This is a genomic window from Arthrobacter sp. NQ7 (assembly GCF_029581595.2).
Taxonomy (GTDB): domain Bacteria; phylum Actinomycetota; class Actinomycetes; order Actinomycetales; family Micrococcaceae; genus Arthrobacter; species Arthrobacter phenanthrenivorans_B.
This window is the reverse complement of sequence record NZ_JARFXU020000042.1, coordinates 1-18521: the sequence shown is the minus strand read 5'-3', so window position 1 is coordinate 18521 and position 18521 is coordinate 1. Positions and strand designations below refer to the sequence as shown.

The window sequence follows — 18521 nt, the reverse complement described above, 5'->3', positions numbered from 1 at the left end:
GATGGGAGAGTCCGGTCTGCGCGTCCTGGACCATGGCGACGGCCCAGGTCCGGACTCTCGAGGCCTATTCCAGCAGCGGGACAACGGCGCGTGGGGGTCCTACCAGGACCGAATGAATCCCACGGCATCCGCCACCAACTTCTTCAAGGCGCTCCAGACGATCAGCGGGTGGGAACAGCTCGAACCAACCACCGCCGCGCACAGGGTCCAGCGCAACGCTGACCCATTCCACTACCAGTCCTACTGGCCGGCCGCCGTAGAAGTTGTGGCCGCCCTAGGCGACGTCAAGACCACCGTGGACGGGACAAGTTCCTGCGGCATCCCCGGTGAGTCCGGCAAGGGTGACGACCTCCCGTGGCGTACGGCAACGATTTACCAGCCCTCGCCCCTGGGCATGTTCAACCGCGAATGCGTTGACTTCGCCCTCTGGCGCGTCAACCAGCAACTGGGCAGCAACAGTGCCCCCTACAAGATCCTCAACGGCACCTTCCGGCCCGATGGTGCCCTGCTCGGCTCTGCCCTGACCTGGAAGGACGGCTGGGATGCCAAAGGCTGGCCCACCGGCAAGACGCCCCACGTCGGTGCCGTCGTTTGGTACGCCCCCGGGGCAGGCGGCGCGGACGGCACCTACGGCCACGTCGCCATCGTGAAGGCCGTCAACGGCGACGGCAGCTACCTGGAAGAGGGCTACAACGGCAACCCCGCACCGAACGACCACACCTACTACACACGCAAGGTCCAGAACGGCACTCCCAGCGCCTTCCTGTACCTGCCTGGCAGCAACTCACCGGAGGAACCATGAAACGCACCCTGACAGCCCTTACGGCCGTACTCGTGTGCACGGCCTGCGCCCCAGCGTCCAACACAACACCCGCGGAACCGTCCCAAAGCACGTCAGCCACCGTCCCGGCAACGCTCAGCGCCGGCGGCAAGTCCCAGGCTCCCGGAGGCACCGCCCCGGCCACCTTGGGCATTGCCTGGGACGAGCCAAGCAAGGCCGCCGCCCTGGAAACCGCGACCAAGGCCATGACGCTCTACGCCCGCCCCACAGTCACCGACAAGGTCTGGATTCAGGAACTGGGCCAGCTCCTGACGGCCCAGGCCACAGCCGACTACCAGTACGTCGACCCGACCAACATCCCAGCCAAAAAGATCACGGGACCCGGCAAGCTCAGCGTCGATGAGAACAACGGCTTCGGCTGCCACATCGTGATCCCTACCGACGCCGGGGACTACGACGTACAGCTGCTCCGCAGCGCGGCTGACAAGCCCTGGCAGGTCAACCGCTTCACACCCCCGAACGGCACCAAGTAAGGACAGATGATGGAAAGCCAAGCACTCGACTTCCCCAAGATCGACGCCGTTCTGCGCGCCAACGGAACCGGAGAGGTCACAATCAACGGCACTTCCCACGCAATCCAGGCCGAGGACGAGGCCGCCGTTCTCAGCCAGGCGCTACGGCTCATCACCGAGACCGCCGCGCAGCTTGGCCGGCCTGTAAGGGCCAGCACCACTGACCCAGACGGCCAAGGCCTCATCGTCGTCTCCCCAGACGGCATCGTCAGCGAAGCTGCCCCGGCCAAGCCCAGCGCCAGGAGGCAGCAAGACCCAGCGCCGGCCATTCCTGCCCCTGCACAGCAGGCACCGGCCGTCGCAACGCCGGCCGCCAAGGAAACGCCGGCTCCCGTAGCTCCGGGCGTTAAGGAAACACTGGAACCCGCCGCCCCCGTCACTTTCAGCGAAGCTGTCAACCGCGTCCAGGAACCCTCGACGGCCGCAGCTGCTCCGGAACCTGTCACACGTCGAAGCCTCAAAGAGACTTCGTTCCTGGTCAGCGCACCTGTGCTGGAACCGGCTACGCGCGGCTGGCGCGGCACGCTCACCCGCCTGGGCTTCCGCATGGAACCGTCCCCCGACGAACTGGCCGAGCGCGAAGATATCCGCACGGTAAGCCAGCACTGGCCCGGCCCCCGCACGGTGGCCGTCGTCAACCGCAAGGGCGGAGCCAACAAAACGCCCACCGTCGTCATGCTCAGCGCGATCCTTGCCCGCTACAGCGGCGCGGCCACCGTCGCCTGGGACAACAACGAGTCCCAGGGGACACTCGGCTGGCGGACCGAGCAGGGCAGCCATGACAACAGCGTCCTTGACCTCATCGACTCATCCCAAACGCTGCTCTCCCCCAGCACCAACGCGGCCGAGATCGCCCGATTCGTTCACCACCAGACGTCGGACAAGTTCGACGTCCTGCGCTCGGACGAGAACGAGGAAGGCGACCACGAGGTCACCGCTGAGGAAGTGGACATTGCTCACCAGGTGCTCACCCGCTACTACCGGCTGATCGTCATGGACTCGGGCAACACCGCCCGATCGGCAAACTGGCGGAGGATGATTCACCACACCAACCAGCTCGTGGTCCCGGTAACAGCCATTGAGGACCGCGCCGAGGCCGCGCGCCTGACCCTCCAGACGCTCGAATCCCGTGGCGGCCACGCTGCCGAGCTGGCCCGTAACGCCGTGGTGATCGTGTCGGAGTCCACGGACGCCAAGCGCAGCATGAGCGGGGACGCGCTCAAGCGGGCCAAGGATGAGGCTGGCCGGATCGCGAACGGCTTCGCTCCACACGTCCGCGCCGTCGTTCGAATCCCTTACGACCCTGCCTTGGTCAACGGTCCCATCCGCTATGACGCCCTCCAGCCCGCAACACAGCGTGCCTGGCTCGCAGCAGCGGCCGCTGTCGCCAAAGGATTCTAAGAAAGTGCGACACGCCGAAACGCCCCGGTACCGGTACCGTGACGCGTGGATGGGCAAGGATGAGTGCATGAGCCAGCCATATGCAACCCCGAAGCTCGACGGCCAGCGCGTCGCTTTGCGCGGCCGCGTATTGCCCGACCAGCACGCCCGCGCAAGCATCCAGGCCGCCGATCATGGACTCTCTTTGAGCGAGTACCTAGGCGCGCTCATCGACCGCGACAGCGGCTTGCCTAACAAGATCGATAACCCCCAGGAGGCGCTAATCCCCCGGGCCTCTTAAAGACTGAAGGCCCGCACTAGGCGGGCCTTCAATTCAAGTTATTCAAGCTCTTCACCGCGTCTCCGGCAAGTTTCCCGGTGAAGGGCTCCTACTTCCACACCCTCTAGGAGGGTCCTTCCGTTATGCCCATAAGTGTACACGCACGTCCTCTCACGTCCACGGAAACTGCCGTGGACATTCCGCGCCGCCGGCGCGTCAATCGCAGCCAGGAAACCGCTTCAGCGGTCGTCTTGGCCGCCGTCCCGGGCGGCATGGTCCGCGCCGCGCACGGACGGCAGACCATGGCCGCGCTGCTCACACACGAGAAGTTCGCGCTGCGCAACCGCAACGGCCGCGCGACCATCGTCGCCGTACTCGGTGCTCTCATCGAGCGAGCCGACTACGAGAGCATGACGGCACGCCCGGGCTGGGAAGCCCTCATCGAGGCCACGGGGACGTCCAGGACGACCGTGGCACGCGTTCTGCGCCTGTTGGCCGCCTGGGGCCTGATCGGTCGCGTAGCCTCCGGCAGGCAGGCCAAATACGCCGCCGCCGGTCCGGACGGCGAACGCATTAATGAAGCAGCCGTCTACGTTCTGTGCGCACCGTCGCCGCTGGCGCTTGTGAACAAAGTTGGCACCCCTCCCGCCCTTGGCGGTTCTCACCTTAAAGAGAAAGAGTTAACCCATACACGCGCGCGAGGAAAAAGCTCTCAACCCGACGTGGCTCCGCCACGACTCATTCCTGCAGGCGCCGCAAGCGGCGCACCTACCGCCCAGGTACCATGGCGTCCAGAGCTGCTGTGGCCAGCTCACCGGACGCCAAAACGCCATGGACAGCGTGTGGCCGCCGCGTCCGAGATTCGCTACCGGAGCTTTCCCCTCCGTTGCATGACGGCCAAGGACGTCGCCAGCTCGTGCCGCGACTTCTTTCTGGCCGGCTGGACCGTCGCGGACATTTTGCACGCCCTCGATTGGCGGCCTGACGGCACGCTGTGGCCGCACAGCGGCGCACCAGACACCAAGGAAGCCTGGCGGATGCGCGGCTGGCTGAGGCACCGCCTCAGTGCCTGGCGCACCGAGGCCGGCGAGCCTCTGCGCTCCCGCGATCAGCGCGCAGCAGCCCGCGCAGCTGCTCTCCGCCGCGAACAGGAGGCCGAACGTCGGCGGATCCTGGAACGCCAAGCCGAGCGCGCGGCCCAGCTCGACGCCGGCGACTCCCCCGCCAAGGTCACCGCCATTGCGAAGATCCGCGCCATGTTCGACGCCAACAAGCGCCAGCGCACCAGCCGGCGCGCTGGCGCGCAGCCCAAGGGGCCGGGTTCCCTTGAGGGGTAGCCTCTCGCCCACATGTGCACAGCAAAAGCTCTACCCTACGGGCTTTTCCTGCACACACGATGGACGACAGGAACCAGCTGACCGCCTGCACACAACCGCCAGGTCACCCCACCCAGGAACCTCACCCAACGCAACCGGCGGATGTACACAGCCTCCCTCGCGGATCCCCATCCCGGCCTCTAATCGTCGCTGTCCCTGGTGCGTCGTCAAGGACGCTGCACGTCACTTCGTGATAAGCCTCCAGCCCCCGGACGTTCGCACCAGGCGCCAGCCTCCGGGGTGGAAAAGCAAGCAAGGGAAGCTTGCTACACAATATTTAGCAGTTTTACTTTTTGTTCTTTTTTTACAAGTGAAACAAGTAAAGACACGCCAGCCAGCTTCACAAGTGAAAGAAGTAAAGACACGCGAGCCAGCTTCACAAGTGAAACAAGCTCCGCTGTTTACGCTGGAAATACTTGTGAAGGGAAGGGTTTGATGAAACAGGACTTGGATCGTGGGTCGCTCAGTAGGGTGATTGCGGTAATCAACGGCAAAGGCGGGGTCTTTAAGACCAGCCTTGTAGCCAATGTAGGTGGGCTCCTCGCCGAGGCTGGCTCACGTGTACTCCTCGTGGATCTCGACCCACAGGGCAACCTCGCCGAGGACCTAGGCTATTCCGACCAGGGGGACGGCGGCAGAAGTCTTGCCGCCGCGCTCTGCTTCGGGGCCGAGCCGGCCCTACTGACGAATATCCGTCCCAACCTGGACGTCATAGCGGGAGGACCGGAACTCGACGATGCTGCAGCATTCCTTGGAGCCAAGGCCCAAAAGGACCGCGACGCAGCCCATCTAGCGCTTGCGAAGATGCTGGCAACCATGGCGGGGGAGTACGACCTCGTTCTCCTTGACTGCCCGCCAGGCAATGAGCCCCTGCAGGCCGGGGCCGTCGCAGCGGCTCGGTACACCCTCGTGCCGCTGAAGACGGACATGTCCAGCCGCAAAGGCGTCGCTGCGGTGGCTGCGCGTATGGACAGCGTTGTGGGACTCAACCCAACACTGGATCTCTTGGGTGTCGTCCTGGTTGGAACCGGAACCAATTCAAAACAGGTCCACAAGGTCACCCGTGATCATCTCATTGCCGACTTCGGTACGGATGAAGTGCTGTTCCCCATGACCATCCGCCATGCAGAAGCGACCGCGCAGGCCTGCAGGGAGCGAGGGCTGCTGGCGCACGAGCTCGAACGGGAACTTACCAAAGCACCCAAGTGGTGGGAGATTCGTCGGGGAGAAGCTAAAGCCACGAATTCAGGGCCAAGGTCTGCATCGAGCGTTGCTGAGGACCTACACGCAGTCGCCATGGAAGTAACTCGGCGAGTATCCGCCGCAGAGTCCCAGGAGGTTAGCGCATGAGTACCGAGCAGAACACCGGACGGCCCACCCTGGAGTTACCGCCGCGGCCCGCCGCAACACGTCCGATAGATGCACCACTAGCGCGCATGCTCTCCGGTCGCCGCCAGGAGGCGCCGGCGAAAAGGGAAGAACCAAAGGATTCCCCTGCTGAGAACATGACGGTAAGCATCCCAACCGCTCTGCGCAATCGCGCCAAAGCCGCGTACAAGGCGACCAGTTACGCCGAGGGAGATATCACTTGGGCACACTTCGTTGCTAAAGCCATCGAAGCAGAAACCCGCCGCCGCGAAGCCGAACACAACCAGGGCGAGATGTATCCCGCTTGGGGTGAGAAGTTGCCCGGCGGCCGGAGACTCAAGGATAGCTAGCCAAAATGTGTCACCCCATCCCATTCGGGGGAGTGGTCAACACGGGATCCCGGAGGGCCGGAACAACGTAAACAGAGGAGAGAAGTGGGCGAGTCAAGTATCACTAAGGCGCGGATACAGCTGCCTACGTGGTGGGGAAACCAAAGGGATCTGGCCAGAGTAATCACTTTGGTCAAAGCCCTGCATTCGTCTGCTTCCTCAGAAGCACGAGAAAGGTTAACGGCCAGTAGGGCAAAAAGTCGTGAGCTCAACAATGCGAGAGTAGAGTCGTTGGCTGCCGCTATCGCAACCAACATTTCCAATAATGGGGGCGACCCCGGTCACTTCGCTGACCCAAAGACTCTTCTTGAAGAGGCCCGCATACTGGGTTCGCTGGCAGAAGACGGCCATTACACCGCCGAACGCGCGGTTAAGGAATTGGATCTTGAGATGACAGTCAGTCTTAAGACTTGGGACGAACGGCGAACCGGTTCCCCTGACGTTCTCATTGAAGATCTGGACGAACGGGATGTAAAGCGCATCGAACTATCGTTTGGACAGCAGTACTCAGACGGGACTTTCCTGAGGCTGGAACTCGGGAAGCATGGGAGCCACGCGGAAATCGGCGGACCGGTAGATTGGGTTTCATCAGCTGCAGGTCAATTGAAAGTTGAGCTGAAGCGACAAAGCAGCCGGCTTGGCCACCTGTTCGAGGGATGGGCGCAAACGTTGTTCTCCGTTGTTTCCGGTTTGCTGATTATGTTGGTTCTCACGCCCTACATCAAGGGCGTCACGGAATTGGTGTTGTTAGCTGTGAGCTGCAATCTCCTTATAGTCGTGGCGATGACTTTGCTTCTGCAGAAGGTGGTTCCCCGGTTTGAACTCCGGAAGGAAGGCAAACCAAAAGTGAAGCTCTGGATCGGATGGGTGGCTGGGCTTCTTGGCACGGTCATCGTCGGGCTAGGGACGAATGCCTTGTCTAAGGTCTTGGGGATCTAGCCGGCCCCGGATCGCCGGCGCAGCAATATGCGGGGGCAGCAGGTGACGATAGAGCGTCCTGCATCGGCGTGGATCACAAGGGTACTGCCCTTGCCGAATCCATCCAACCAGCCGGCTGTCCTGACATGACGCACAGCACCCGCACCCCCTTTATAGGGCACCTTCAGCTGACCCGTCAGCCTATCCTTGGCCGCGGGCGATCGATGGGCAGGCCTGCCGTCTTTCTGGAGCGCGCAGCAGCCTGTACGCAGCTTGCACCAGTGATGGACAACCGTTGGTGGGACACGGCCAGTGGCCGCGACGTCGAGAGGGTGCACGAGGCGGCCACCGCGTGGAAGGACCACGGGACCAGGTGCAACGCCGCTACGGCCTGGACGTGGACAACCTGGGCGCCGACGATGTTTCGGTGGCCGTTGCCCTGGCGAAGGCCGGATCACCTCGGCCGCGTTGCGCGCCGCCGGATCGTGGCTCCCTGTAGCGGACGCAAGAGAGCCTACTGTCTCTCTGCCTTCGGATGCTAAGTCTTCTGGCCGGGAAGGTTCCCGAGCGGTTCCTTGGCGTATGCCAGGAGCCCTTCTTAGACGGGAGATGCCGCCGAATCCTCCGGGTAGGAACATTGCCGCTGGACTTGCTCGCCAGGGAACGCAGATCGTTTTCACACGCTGTCTTAGTTGCCATCACTAGCCGTGAAAGGAAATGCCAAGCGGGGTCGACCTGGTCACAGCAAATGCATGGATATCTGAACGTCCATCAGCTTGGCCCTTCTCAGGAACCTGGTGCTCGTGGTGGGGTTTTGAGGGCTTCTTCGTAGAAGGCCAGACGGGTGGCCGCGCGTGCCATATCGTGCTGGTCATAAACGTAGGAGTATGCGATTGAGCAGCCGGTGAAGAGGACCAGCAGGGCTATTGACAGGGGTGAGGCGAACGGCCCCGCCCATCCCGCTGTGGCCTGGCCGAGCAGTGGGACGGCCACCAGGATAACGCCCACGTACAGCGCCGTGAAGGCGCCTAAGCTTCCGCCGCTCAGATGGGCTGCGCGGGTACGAAGGCTGCGCAGGTCCTCGAATTGTTTTTCCTCGTCCAGGGTCAGGAAAGTGGCTATTTCTTGGCGGGTTACTTCCGGGAAGCGGCGTGACCGCAGTCCGCGCCGAGTGAAGGAATTCATGCAGACAGCATAGGGACGAGATATGACATTTGGATCCTGAGCAGGACGCTTAAGTACGGCTTGGTCAGGAGATGACACAGAAAAATGAGATGCCCGTTCCGGTCGTTTGGGTCAGGTCCCGTTCGATACCCCGGGGGTTCTGCAGACGCTTGTCTGGGTCGTAGACGTAAGCGACGATGGCTTCGCAGTTGGGATGGGCCGGGTAGCGCCCCGCATCGATCAGCAGCTCTTCACCTAGCTTTTTGGCGCTCATGCTCTCCCGGGTCATCTTGGTCTCGACGATTACTCCCACCTCGGGCAGAACGAAGTCGACTCTTGAGTTCGCCCCTGCCCGGGACGGGGTGTAGTCCTCGGGTCTCACGTCGTCGAAGAGGGTCCGGAGCAGCGCTTCTACAAGGACCTGTAGCTCCCGCTCGTCTTTCAACGCCTCTCCGATCGGCCAGTCTGGGCGGCGCTGCTGCAGGACATGAAGGAAGTCGGGGAGCCGTCTGAGAACGTTTGCAAGATCTGCTGCTACGAGTGCAGCTGGTGACTCTTCGGGTTCGGCGTCAGCCAGGAGGCTTCGTTGTTTTTCCAGCCGGCTTCGCACGTTGTTGAACGGGTATTGCCAGCGTTGACCCAAAGGAAATGATCCATCAGGGGCCTTCAGCACAGATTCTGTCCAAGGTTCGCTAAGGAAGCGATCGATCCCCGGCTTGAGCATGCTCCCTTCCCGTTGCTCGTCAAACCTCGTTCTAAGGTCCGAGGGCAGGACGCGACTGGCCCGGCTATGCCAGGCGCGATAATCCGTCCGAACAGAACTAACATCCCTGCGCCGGGGTTCGTCGCCATCTTGCAGGGAAGCCATCCGCTCTTCGAGCTCCTCCGACTCAGCGATGAGCTGAGCGATTACTGAAGCTCTAGCAGCAGGAATATTGGTCATTAGTAGAGATTAGGACATGGCTGCGACGCGTGACGAGCAGAAACGTGTCCCTGCTGCAAGGAATCGGGACACTCTCCACTGCTGGCGTTCGTTTGCATCGTCTAGTGATGGTGGCTCGTCATGACTAAGGACAGTAGTGTTTGCTGCACATACTAGGAGGTCTCAGATGGCAAATAAATCCTCAGGCGTGTCAGGTTCCAAGCAGTCTGGTTCAAAAGCCGGGGCAGCTAAGCCAGCGGCCAAATCGGCCGCGACGCAGAGTGCCAAGCCTGCAAACAATGTCCGGCATGTCGTTCCTGATAAGAAGGCCGGCGATTGGAAGGTAAACGAGCCGAAGAAGACGACTCCGACGGCCGCGGCTTCAACACAGAAGAAAGCCGAGGTTCTGGCAAAGCAACAGGTGAAAATGGCTGGCGGCGGGGAAGTGAGGATCCACGGTCGTGATGGGAAGATCCGGAACTCCGACACAGTGAAACCGGGCAATGAATCTAAAACGAAGGACAAAAAACACTGACTGCTCTTTGATTAGCGGAAGGTTCCTTCACCCTCGATCACGCCCTCCGTTGCAATCGCTTCCACGCTTGACGAAAGCCCGCCAATTGGGGGAGTGGCGGGCTTTCTATCATGACCATACAATGCGATCCTTTTGCTATCGAATGGACGACCAACCTATCAAAGTGTGTCTTGTTTACTCGCCCCTACCGACTACGGGTGGTGACATCCGCAGCCGCGGAAGCCATGGCGAGCATGTTCTCTAGTGCGTCATCGAAGGTTTCCTGCGCCCCGAAGAATGCATGTTCAGCAAGCCGGAACCCGAAGGTGTCGAAGGCGTGCGCCTCGATATAGGTGCCACTCTTTGTCGAAAACAATCGCAGCGTCAGAGCGACTGGAACGCTTCTTCTTCCCTTCTTGAAAAGGTTTCCCCATAACCTGTAGCGCCAGTTCGATCCCTGGCGGATCTCCAAGCCGTCTCCAATTTCAGTGACTCTTGCTCCCGCTTCAATGAATCTATTTGAGAGAGCTCTCAGAGCTGCATCGGCCGAGAGAGGAGTCGCCCACCGCTCGGTCCGTTCAAACATTGGTTTGCTGTTGCTTGAATCAGCGCCCATGTCATTTCCTTTTAGTTTGACGGGAAAATATAACTCAGGGATACGGACCCGAGGCGGCATCAACTTCTGAGGTGTGCCAAAAATGCTCGCCTTGGACAGTCTTTAGGGCGGCCCCTGACGGAGGTTTCGCCGACGTGCAGCGAGTGATAGGGGTATGGTCACGGCGACGCTGAGGACCAGACCTATCGCCAAGGCGAGTCCCCACCCCAGCCAAGTTTGGAGTATGAACGTCAGTGCTAAGAAAAGCGGAGTTGAGATCATGAGTCCTTTTGGGACCAGGGATCCCGGTCCTACATGCCTTCGCTCGTCTGGGTCCATCAGGTGGCCTCCTTATTAATTCTGTCAGCATGATATGAAGCTGGAGACAACACCCTCCGCAGCCCCCCAGAGGCCACCAAATATAAAACCAGAGACAGCTCCAGATGCTATGCCTGCCACAGCTCCAAAGCCCAGTACTCCAAAGCCCGCGATACCTCCGGTAATAGCACCGTTCACGGAACCGAAGACTGCGCCGACGCCAGCCCCCACCCAGACGTTTTGAGCGAAACAATCGATAGACATGAGTCCGGTTGGGTCTGTGGCGTTGATGGGGTTGCAGCTGACGTAGGCGTAGCGGTTGGCTTCTTGTCCTGAGGGGTCTGGTTGGGTGAAGCGGCCGCGGGCGGGGTGGTAGTAGCGGGCGCCGAATTTGATGCGGTTGCTGGTGGTGTCGTTGTAGCCGCCGGCGTAGGTCCAGGGGTTGGTGGATGCTTTGGTGCCGGTAGTGCCGGTATCTTCGCCCCAAGAGTCGTAACTGTACGTGGCGGCTTTGGCTTGTGCGCTGTCGGTGAGCAGGATGGTCGAGCCGATGGCGTCGGTGGTGTAGTAGTAGCTGGCTCCGCCACTGTCCCGCATGCTGACGAGCGTACCCTCGGGATCGCGAATAAACGAGGTTGTCCCGCTGCTCTTGGTCTGCTGGGTAACGCCGAGGGAGCCGTTGAGGAACGAGGTTGAGCCGGCGGTGAGTCGTTCATCGTTGCGCGTTCCGGCGTAAGTGTAGTTGGTCGTGGTGGTGCCGTTGGTTCCGGCGGTGAATTGGTTGAAGACGTTGTAGGTCACGTTTGAGGCGGAGCCGCCTCCGGTGAAGTTGCCGTTCGCGTCCCACGTGTATTTGGTGGCTCCCGTGGTCGGGGTGGCGCAGTTGCCGTTTGCGGGGCCGTACCAGCAGAGCTGATCCGCGGCGTTGTACGTGGAATAGATGGTGGCTGTCCCGGTTTTGGCGGCGGTGAGCCGGTTGCTGTTGGCGTCGTAGGTCCATGAATCCGTGATCGTGCCGCTGATGGCGGAGGTGAGACGGTTGAGCTTGTCATAGGTGTACGAGGTGAGCGCCCCGGTATCGGTGGTCATGGTGGCGCGGAGTGCACCATCTTTTCCTGCGTTCGTGGTGTAGGTGTAGGCGCGCTTGGCCAGGATGGTGCTGCCGGTGTTGGTCGCGGTGATGGCAGTGATCTTGCCGGCCCCGTCATAGGTTGTGCTGTTCTTGACGCCATTTGGGTATTTGGTGACGGTTCGGCGGTTGGCGTTGTCGTAGTCGAAGCCGGTGCATCTGGTGCTGTTCGGGAATGCCGGCGTGGCCGGGCAGGACCCGCCGGGTTCGGCCAGGGCGGTCAGCCGGTTCGCCCCGTCATACCTGTAAGTAACCGTGCCGAGCGGGTCGACGTAGCTAAGAACGTTTGACGCGCCGTCGTAGGTGACGGTCGTGGTGGTCCCGCCGATGGTTTTACCGGTGGGCCGGTTCTGTGCATCCCAGATGTAGGTGGTCGTCCCGGCGGCGTCGACGCGGGTGGTGAGGTTTCCTGCCTTGTCGTAGGTGTAGGTCACGCAAGTCGCGGTGACGCAGGTGGCCGCGTATCGGACTTGGGTGAGGCGGTCGTTGTTGTCATAGGTGTACGTGGCTGTCTGGTTCTTGCCGTCCTTCGCGGTGGCCACCCGGCCGGCGGCGTCGTAGGTATAGGTCGTGGGTCCGAGCGGGGCGGGCGGCGTGACCGTGGCAACGTTGCCTGCAGCGTCATAGGCGTAGGTGGTCTGGTTGCCGTTCCCGTCGGTGGAGCGGCACAGTGAACCTGGTTTGGCGCCACAGGTCGTCCCGGCAGTATCGCCCTGATAGAAGCGTTGGGGCGCTCCGCCGAGACCGTCGGGGGTCGTGATTTTGGAGGGGCTCTTAGTGTTCGCGTCGTAGTCGATCGCAATAGGGTTCGTCTCACTGTCCTGGGAGGCGACGGGCCGGTAGTTCAGCAGCGGGTCCCCGGACGCCGTGGGGTAGGTAAAGGACACCTCGCCGGCGGTGCCAGTGGAGCCTGCCAACGGCGAGGTGATCTTCGTCAGGGAGTTGTTCGCGTTGTACGACGCGGTGGTGGTCTGGCCTAGTCCGTTGGTGGTGGTGAGCCGGTTGTCGTGCCCGTCGAAGGTGGCCGAGGTGTTGTTGCCGTTCGGGTCGGTGGTTGTCAGGACGCGGGTCTTGCTTGCGTCCAGGGTGTAGGTGGTTTGTTTGCTGTTGGGGTTGGTCAGGTACGAGACGCTGGCATCTGTGTTGTGTGTCAGTGTCCAGGTCGCGGCCGCGGTGGAGCCCTGGCCGTAGGTGATGGTGTTGACCCAGCCGTCTGCGGCGTAGGTGAGGGCCGTGACGTTGGTGCGCCCGTCTGTGAAGGAGCTGAGTTTGCCGTTCGTGTACGCGAAGGTGGTGGCCGCTCCGGTGGCGTCGGTGATTTTGGAGAGCCGGCCCTCACCGCCGCCGTATTCAAGGTTCACGGTTCGGTTCAGCGAGTTGTCCGTAACTGCCGAGGGCTGGTTGAGGTTCCGGGTGTCGTTGTAGACGTAGGAGACCGTGCGGCCTTGGGTGTCTGTGGTCTGCGTGAGGCGGCCGTTGCCGTAGGTGTAGGTAACAGTGTTCGGGTTGGTGGTGTTCGCGTCGAAGGACCGGACCAGGGCGAAATTGGTCCCGTCGTCCTGGTAGACGTTGGTGATCCCGGAGTCGTTGAACCGCAGCCAATATTCTGTGGTGGAGATTTTGGTCAGGGAGGCGTTGATTTCCGGCGCCATTGTGAAGACACCTGCGGTGTTGATGAAGGTGTACCAGCCACCGTCCGGGGCAGTGTAGATCATGTTCCCGGTGGTCGGGTCTATCCGGAGCGCCGTTTCGAGCCGGCCCATGGACAAAGTTGGTCGGTGGTCGTAGCGGGAGTTGTACCGCCACGCGACGTTCATGTCCTGCCCGATACCGCGGACATTGAACAGCCGGCCAGTGAAGACCACGTTGCCGCTCGTCGGGTTCAGCGCGAGCTTCGCCGTGTCCGTCAGGGTGTGCTGAACCATCGACGCTTTGCCGCGTGAGCCCGATTCCGCCCCGTTCGTGGTGACCGGTGGGAGCAGGTTCGCGTTGCTGAACCAGCCCTGGGAATCGATCACGTAGTCGACAGGGCTGGCCCCTTCGTTGTAGATCATGATCTTGCCAGTGGAGGCGCTGGGGCGAACAATTACGTTGTTCGACACCGGGTCGGAAGAGTAGTTCACGGTGCTCAGATTCGGCTCGGGTTCGTCTGAAGGCCAGATCCGCAGGAAACCGCCCCCGGCGGTCAGCGGGGTCACGTTCATCATCACGCCGGCCAGATTTGTCGAGGCGGTGGGCAACCCACCCACGCCGGCGATCTGCAGCTCGATCCGGCCGTACGGCGGAATTGGAGTGCCGGTCAGACGCGAATCATGGAGCCTGGATTCGACCGTGGTGAAGGCGCTGTTGGAGACTTGACCATCAAAGTAGCCCTGGATATCGATGATGACGTTCACGCCCACCGTGGAGGTGTAGTGCTTGATGTCCACGACGCCGGAAGCGTTAAGGTTCAGCACCGCTGCCACTGCCGTAATCTCGTTTCCACGGAAATTGAGTGATGTTCCGGCCCCTCCGCCGGCGTCGAATCCGCCCCCGGGAAGCGTCTCAAAAATCGGATCAGGCGCATCAGTACTGATGACCGTGATGTTCGCAAAGACCGCCGTCGCCGTGTCCGGTACGCCGCCTTTGCCCTTCAAGGTCAGGCTCTTCACCGCGGTGCCGGTCCATGCCCCTGCCGGATAGCCGGTGCCGTTGCGCGTATCCACCACCCGTGAGGTGGGCACTGAAACGAAACCCCCAGGCGCAGGAGTATCTCCTGCGGTGAAATAGCCCTGAACATCGACGATGAACTGCTGCGAGGTGCTCGCGAGCAACGCAAGCTTCCCATCCGTGCCTACAGCAATAATCGCCGAGTTGGAGACGGTGTCACCAGTACCGGAATAAAGCACCGTCGTCTCCCGCTGCCGGGCAGTATTCGGAACGACCTGGGCGGCACTGGCACCGGTGCTTCCCACAACGGTCAGCGTCACCACCACCGAATCGACGTTAGTGGTAGGGATCCCGGCCATACCCAGGATTTGGAAGGGGTACCAGGTGTTCGGGGTCAACGGGCCGGTGATCCCGCCGAGGCCTGTTCGTGTGTCTACAACCCTGCCGGTGGTGGGAACGAAAACCCCCGACTGCACCGAAGGAGTCGACTGCATTGGAACCAAGGAAGGGGCCTGAACCGATGCCGGTGCGATACCGGTGGGCTCCAACGCCGAAGGAACAGCGAAAGCCGGGGCACTAAACCCGGCAATGATGACGGTGCATGCAACAACAGCGGCGATAACCAGCCGCAACGCGGCAAAAACAGCAGAAACCGGCGAAAAAAGGACAGAACAGATCAGCCTCGGAACAGTAGACATCCCCCATGAACTTTCTACGAAATAGATTCGCAGCGATCCCCAGTTACCGAAAGCTCGAACCCCCAACGAGTGATGACCCCGACGCTAAACCCGTCCGCCAGATCGGACAACGATCTTGACCAAAACCTTGGACAAACCTGCGGAAACAATGTCAATGTCCCGCCTGGACATCTCCAGCCCCTGGATGATGCAGCGGCTACTGGGTGGGGCCAGCTAACTCGCCAGCAGCTGCAGAGGGCAGTGCCGGCCGGGGGAGCGGCCCGTTTCTGGCGGACATGGTCAAGCGCAGTTAGCCGAGCGCCGGGTGGTCCCTGATGTAGGGATAAACCTGCGAGTTTAGCATCACCCAAATCTTCCTGTTCTGCGCGGCGGAGATGTCTTCCTTCTTGCGTTTGTTGAACATCTTGAGGAAAAAGGCGTAGTCCTCTTCTCCGTTGTAGCCGTTGCGCGCGTTGTTGAACGCCCCTTCAGCGAACAGCCACTCCAGCAAAGCTCGGGAAAAATAGTCCGACGTTAAGGTGATTTTCTTTCGGTCTTCGATGGCCCTCTTCAGGGCCAGCAGCTGGCTGAACACTGAGACCTGCATGTCCAGGTCCTGACGTTTGAAGTGGTGCACGCACTGGCTACCGATATAGGAGAGAGTTTCCTGCTTTTTGCTGTTGTAGATGGTGTACATGTAGAGCAGGTTCTGCTGCCCGCAGACGCATTCACCCTCGTTGTCCGGATGTTCCTCAACCGCCACGACGGCCCATTCATGTACGGCGTCATGGAACTGAGCGGCTACTGAATGGTCCTCGATGACCTTCTTCAACGTCCTGGAGCTCGGCCAGATGCTCGGGCGTGGGCACGGTTTGGGCTGGTTCGCTCGGGGAAATGGCCGTGGCCGCGGTTGATTGGTGCTTCCCGAAGAGGCTGCGCAGAACCATCCCGGTCTCCCTCGTACGGATGTGAGTGCAGGAAAAGCTTCCGTTGTTTGGCCGCAGAACTGAGGGGCTACTTTTGGTGTGCAGCCCCTCAGCTGGGTAAACATCCTGCTGCTTACACCTTCGAGCATGCCACATTCGTTCCTTGATTGGTCGATGGACCAACTTTTTTGGGGGAAAGAGAAGAGGTGCGCGTGGAAGGGTTGGCGATGTGGCGCAGGCGCAAGCCTGATAACATTGGTTATATAAGAGGGGGTTCTACATGACCATTACCAGCTCCGAGAACGCTATCGCCAATGCCCGTCGCGCCCGCGCACGTCGCGAGCTTGGTGGCCTGGACTACATTAGGAATGTCCGCGCGGCTGTGGAATCTGCTGACCAGCGCGTAGTCGCCCGTGCCTTGGGTGTCAGCCAGCCCGCTATTAGCCGGCTTCTCTCGCAGGCCGACGCCAGGGGAGTGAAGCCTGTGCCCGAGGGTTTCAGCGGTGCAAGTCCTTACGAAATTGCAGAGCGTTACGCGGCCGGTGACATTGACCGCGATGCCATGATCCGTGAGCTGTCCGCGTGGCCTTACCCGAAGAACGAAGGCGCGGCCGCTGCGGCGGCCGAGTGGGAGTCCACGCCGTACATGGACACCCCTGGATCGTTCGCGGAAGTCGGCCGGGCCTTTGATGAAGGACTGATCGACGGTGACGCCTACGATCAGATTCTGGATGCCTTTGACGAGGCTGCCGAAGTCTGATGACTACGCTGTAAAGCGTGACTACCGAAGACCAGGCAGCAGCGCACCGCGCCACCTTGGAGCGGCTGGGCGCAGACGGGGGACCGCTGACCGCCCAGAGTAAGACCGCGACCGCCCAGAACCCTGCGTGGTTCAACGTCCGCAGGGGTGAGCCTCGCCAGGACCGCCGGCGGCTGCACAATGAGATCCTTGCACGCTTCATTGAGTCACGGCCCGAGGTCCGTCGGGACAAGAAGGCAATTGTCCTGGCCGGCCCTCCCGGCGCCGGCAAGTCCACCGCGCAGGCCGCCCTCATCCAGGCAACCCGGACGCAGCCGGAGCACTGGCTGCCGATCAACGCAGACGACTTCAAGGATGAGCTGCTGCAGCAGGCCCGCCAGGATGGAAGCTACGACAGTTACCTGGTGCCGGAGGAAGTGCGCGCACTGGAAGCGGCTGGGGAGAAGTTCTACCCGCGCGAGCTGGCGGCCCTGGTCCACACGGAGTCATCCATCCTGGCCAAGAAGGCACGTAACGAGGCGCTTGAGTCAGGGATGAATGTCATAATCGACGGCACCCTGGGCAACGAGAAGCAGGCCAGGATTCTGCTGGACCGGCTGCAAGCCGCCGGCTATGACGTTCTGGTGGCCGACGTCGAGACAGCGCAGAACGTCAGCGAAGCGCGCACGATGGGCCGGTGGGAGCGCGGCTACCTCGCCGCTGAAAACGGAACGACCACCGGCCTCGATGCCGAGCTGGGCGGGCGCTGGGTTCCACAGTCATTCCCGGCATCATTGTTCAACGAACCAAGCGACACGGAATCCATCTGCGCAGCCAACGCAGCGGCAATTGCCTCAGACTATGGGTGCGTCAGCGAGTACCAGATCTACCGCGTCGCAGACGGGGACGCCAGCCCCACGCTGGAGACAGTACGGGGTCGCGCAAAGGCCGGTGGACCGCTCGTTGACAGAGAAACCCTGGCAGCCGTTCGTACTGCCTCAATAACACCCGCAGCATCACGCAAGGGCCGATTCCAACCCAACAAAGGCCTTGACCGGTAACCTCTGCCAAACTTTAGTCCCCGAAGGTACAAGGCGATGAAAACAACTGACTCTAACCTTGAGCGGCATATCCGGTTGCTCATCGATGCCTGGTTCGGACTGGCTAACGCCGCCGCGGGATGCACACGCACCTACCTGGACGCGCTGCCAGAAAACCGCATGGCAAAAGGTATCCTCGCGCGATCGATCTTTGAGTTTGGCATCACTTGTGTGTGGCTCACACTGAGGGGCGCTGAAGGCTTCGACGTTGGACCGCACAAAGACCGAGCCGGAACGTCCACGTAATCACCTCGCACATGAAGCTCGACGGTTCGACAAAATGATTGCCGCGTTGGACTTTGGCGATACACCTATGTAGTCATCTACCGGATGTATAGCCCGTATAGCCACGGGCTCCCTGGCGGTCTCAAGCAGTTACCTGGATAAGGATGATAAAGGCAACATTGGGGTGTACTTCCCGCTCGCCACCCAGCGCTTAACGATCACTTAGGAACAGCAGTTTCCCCCCCTTGGTATGGGCGATGAACGCCGTCAACAAGCAGCTGAAAGATCAACCGTTGAGCAGCAAGTTGATGACGCTTCAAACTTTGCTGTGGACGGCCATTGACTTCACGTTGAGGGAGCCTTCAAAACCCTTACTGGCAACGGTGATTATTCGATCTGGAACTATTCGGCAGCACCACTCGAGGGGAAGCGGTCCGGATGCTTAGGGTCTCGTCCCTTTTCCCGCCAGTACTCATCCCGCTGCCATAGGGAAAACCTG

The 18521-nt window shown here is 61.2% G+C and carries 18 protein-coding genes; 13 read left to right on the top strand and 5 right to left on the bottom strand.

Annotated features, from left to right (window positions below; all coding sequences use genetic code 11):
* The 8 genes from PUN71_RS22620 to PUN71_RS22585 all read left to right on the top strand — a co-directional run.
* On the top strand, positions 1–802 hold an 802-nt coding region (locus PUN71_RS22620), incomplete at its 5' end, for a CHAP domain-containing protein (RefSeq protein ID WP_277800235.1).
* Positions 799–1314 carry a hypothetical protein gene (locus tag PUN71_RS22615; protein ID WP_277800234.1) on the top strand — a complete coding sequence of 172 codons (516 nt, stop codon included), beginning with the start codon at positions 799–801 and terminating at the stop codon, positions 1312–1314. The genes PUN71_RS22620 and PUN71_RS22615, both read left to right, overlap by 4 nt.
* Before the next feature lie 6 nt (positions 1315–1320).
* Entirely contained in the window at positions 1321–2754 is a 1434-nt protein-coding gene (locus tag PUN71_RS22610; RefSeq protein WP_277800233.1) for a chromosome partitioning protein ParA, read from the top strand.
* A gap of 67 nt (positions 2755–2821) precedes the next feature.
* Entirely contained in the window at positions 2822–3034 is a 213-nt protein-coding gene (locus PUN71_RS22605; RefSeq protein WP_277800232.1) for a hypothetical protein, read from the top strand.
* A gap of 170 nt (positions 3035–3204) precedes the next feature.
* Positions 3205–4350, top strand: coding sequence for a GntR family transcriptional regulator (locus PUN71_RS22600; RefSeq protein WP_277800231.1), 1146 nt, complete (start codon positions 3205–3207; stop codon positions 4348–4350).
* Positions 4351–4824: 474 nt separating this feature from the next.
* Complete coding sequence (locus PUN71_RS22595) at positions 4825–5739, top strand: ParA family protein (protein WP_277800230.1); 915 nt, start codon at positions 4825–4827, stop codon at positions 5737–5739.
* Positions 5736–6107, top strand: a complete 372-nt coding sequence (locus PUN71_RS22590) for a ParB family protein (RefSeq protein WP_277800229.1) — start codon at positions 5736–5738, stop codon at positions 6105–6107. The genes PUN71_RS22595 and PUN71_RS22590 overlap by 4 nt, the downstream gene beginning before the upstream one ends.
* 270 nt (positions 6108–6377) lie before the next feature.
* Positions 6378–7085, top strand: coding sequence for a hypothetical protein (locus PUN71_RS22585; RefSeq protein WP_277800228.1), 708 nt, complete (start codon positions 6378–6380; stop codon positions 7083–7085).
* A 765-nt stretch (positions 7086–7850) separates the two neighbouring features.
* Here the strand turns inward: PUN71_RS22585 and PUN71_RS22580 are convergent.
* Positions 7851–8249, bottom strand: a complete 399-nt coding sequence (locus tag PUN71_RS22580; RefSeq protein ID WP_277800226.1) for a hypothetical protein — start codon at positions 8247–8249, stop codon at positions 7851–7853.
* A gap of 64 nt (positions 8250–8313) precedes the next feature.
* On the bottom strand, positions 8314–9171 hold the full coding sequence (locus PUN71_RS22575; RefSeq protein ID WP_277800225.1) for a PD-(D/E)XK nuclease domain-containing protein: 858 nt from the start codon (positions 9169–9171) through the stop codon (positions 8314–8316).
* 166 nt (positions 9172–9337) lie between these two features.
* On the opposite strand from PUN71_RS22575, the gene PUN71_RS22570 reads away from it, so the two are divergent.
* Complete coding sequence (locus PUN71_RS22570) at positions 9338–9685, top strand: DUF2188 domain-containing protein (RefSeq protein WP_277800224.1); 348 nt, start codon at positions 9338–9340, stop codon at positions 9683–9685.
* Between the two features lie 184 nt (positions 9686–9869).
* On the opposite strand, the gene PUN71_RS22565 is transcribed toward PUN71_RS22570, so the two are convergent.
* Both PUN71_RS22565 and PUN71_RS22560 read right to left on the bottom strand, forming a co-directional pair.
* A complete protein-coding gene (locus PUN71_RS22565; RefSeq protein ID WP_277800223.1) occupies positions 9870–10280 on the bottom strand; it encodes a hypothetical protein in 411 nt (136 codons plus the stop codon).
* A gap of 342 nt (positions 10281–10622) precedes the next feature.
* Complete coding sequence (locus tag PUN71_RS22560; protein WP_277800222.1) at positions 10623–14714, bottom strand: RHS repeat-associated core domain-containing protein; 4092 nt, start codon at positions 14712–14714, stop codon at positions 10623–10625.
* A 178-nt stretch (positions 14715–14892) separates the two neighbouring features.
* Between PUN71_RS22560 and PUN71_RS22555 the strand changes: the two genes are divergently transcribed.
* Positions 14893–15078 (top strand): hypothetical protein, encoded by a 186-nt coding sequence (locus PUN71_RS22555; RefSeq protein WP_277800221.1) that lies wholly within the window; start codon positions 14893–14895, stop codon positions 15076–15078.
* Between the two features lie 264 nt (positions 15079–15342).
* Here PUN71_RS22555 and PUN71_RS22550 read toward each other — a convergent pair whose 3' ends face one another.
* Positions 15343–15864 (bottom strand): hypothetical protein, encoded by a 522-nt coding sequence (locus PUN71_RS22550; protein WP_277800220.1) that lies wholly within the window; start codon positions 15862–15864, stop codon positions 15343–15345.
* 374 nt (positions 15865–16238) lie between these two features.
* On the opposite strand from PUN71_RS22550, the gene PUN71_RS22545 reads away from it, so the two are divergent.
* The 3 genes from PUN71_RS22545 to PUN71_RS22535 are packed head-to-tail and all read left to right on the top strand — an operon-like array spanning position 16239 to position 18043.
* Positions 16239–16718, top strand: a complete 480-nt coding sequence (locus tag PUN71_RS22545; RefSeq protein WP_277800219.1) for a helix-turn-helix domain-containing protein — start codon at positions 16239–16241, stop codon at positions 16716–16718.
* Between the two features lie 17 nt (positions 16719–16735).
* Positions 16736–17758, top strand: a complete 1023-nt coding sequence (locus PUN71_RS22540) for a zeta toxin family protein (protein WP_277800218.1) — start codon at positions 16736–16738, stop codon at positions 17756–17758.
* Between the two features lie 36 nt (positions 17759–17794).
* Positions 17795–18043 (top strand): hypothetical protein, encoded by a 249-nt coding sequence (locus tag PUN71_RS22535; RefSeq protein ID WP_277800217.1) that lies wholly within the window; start codon positions 17795–17797, stop codon positions 18041–18043.
* Positions 18044–18521: the final 478 nt, after the last annotated feature.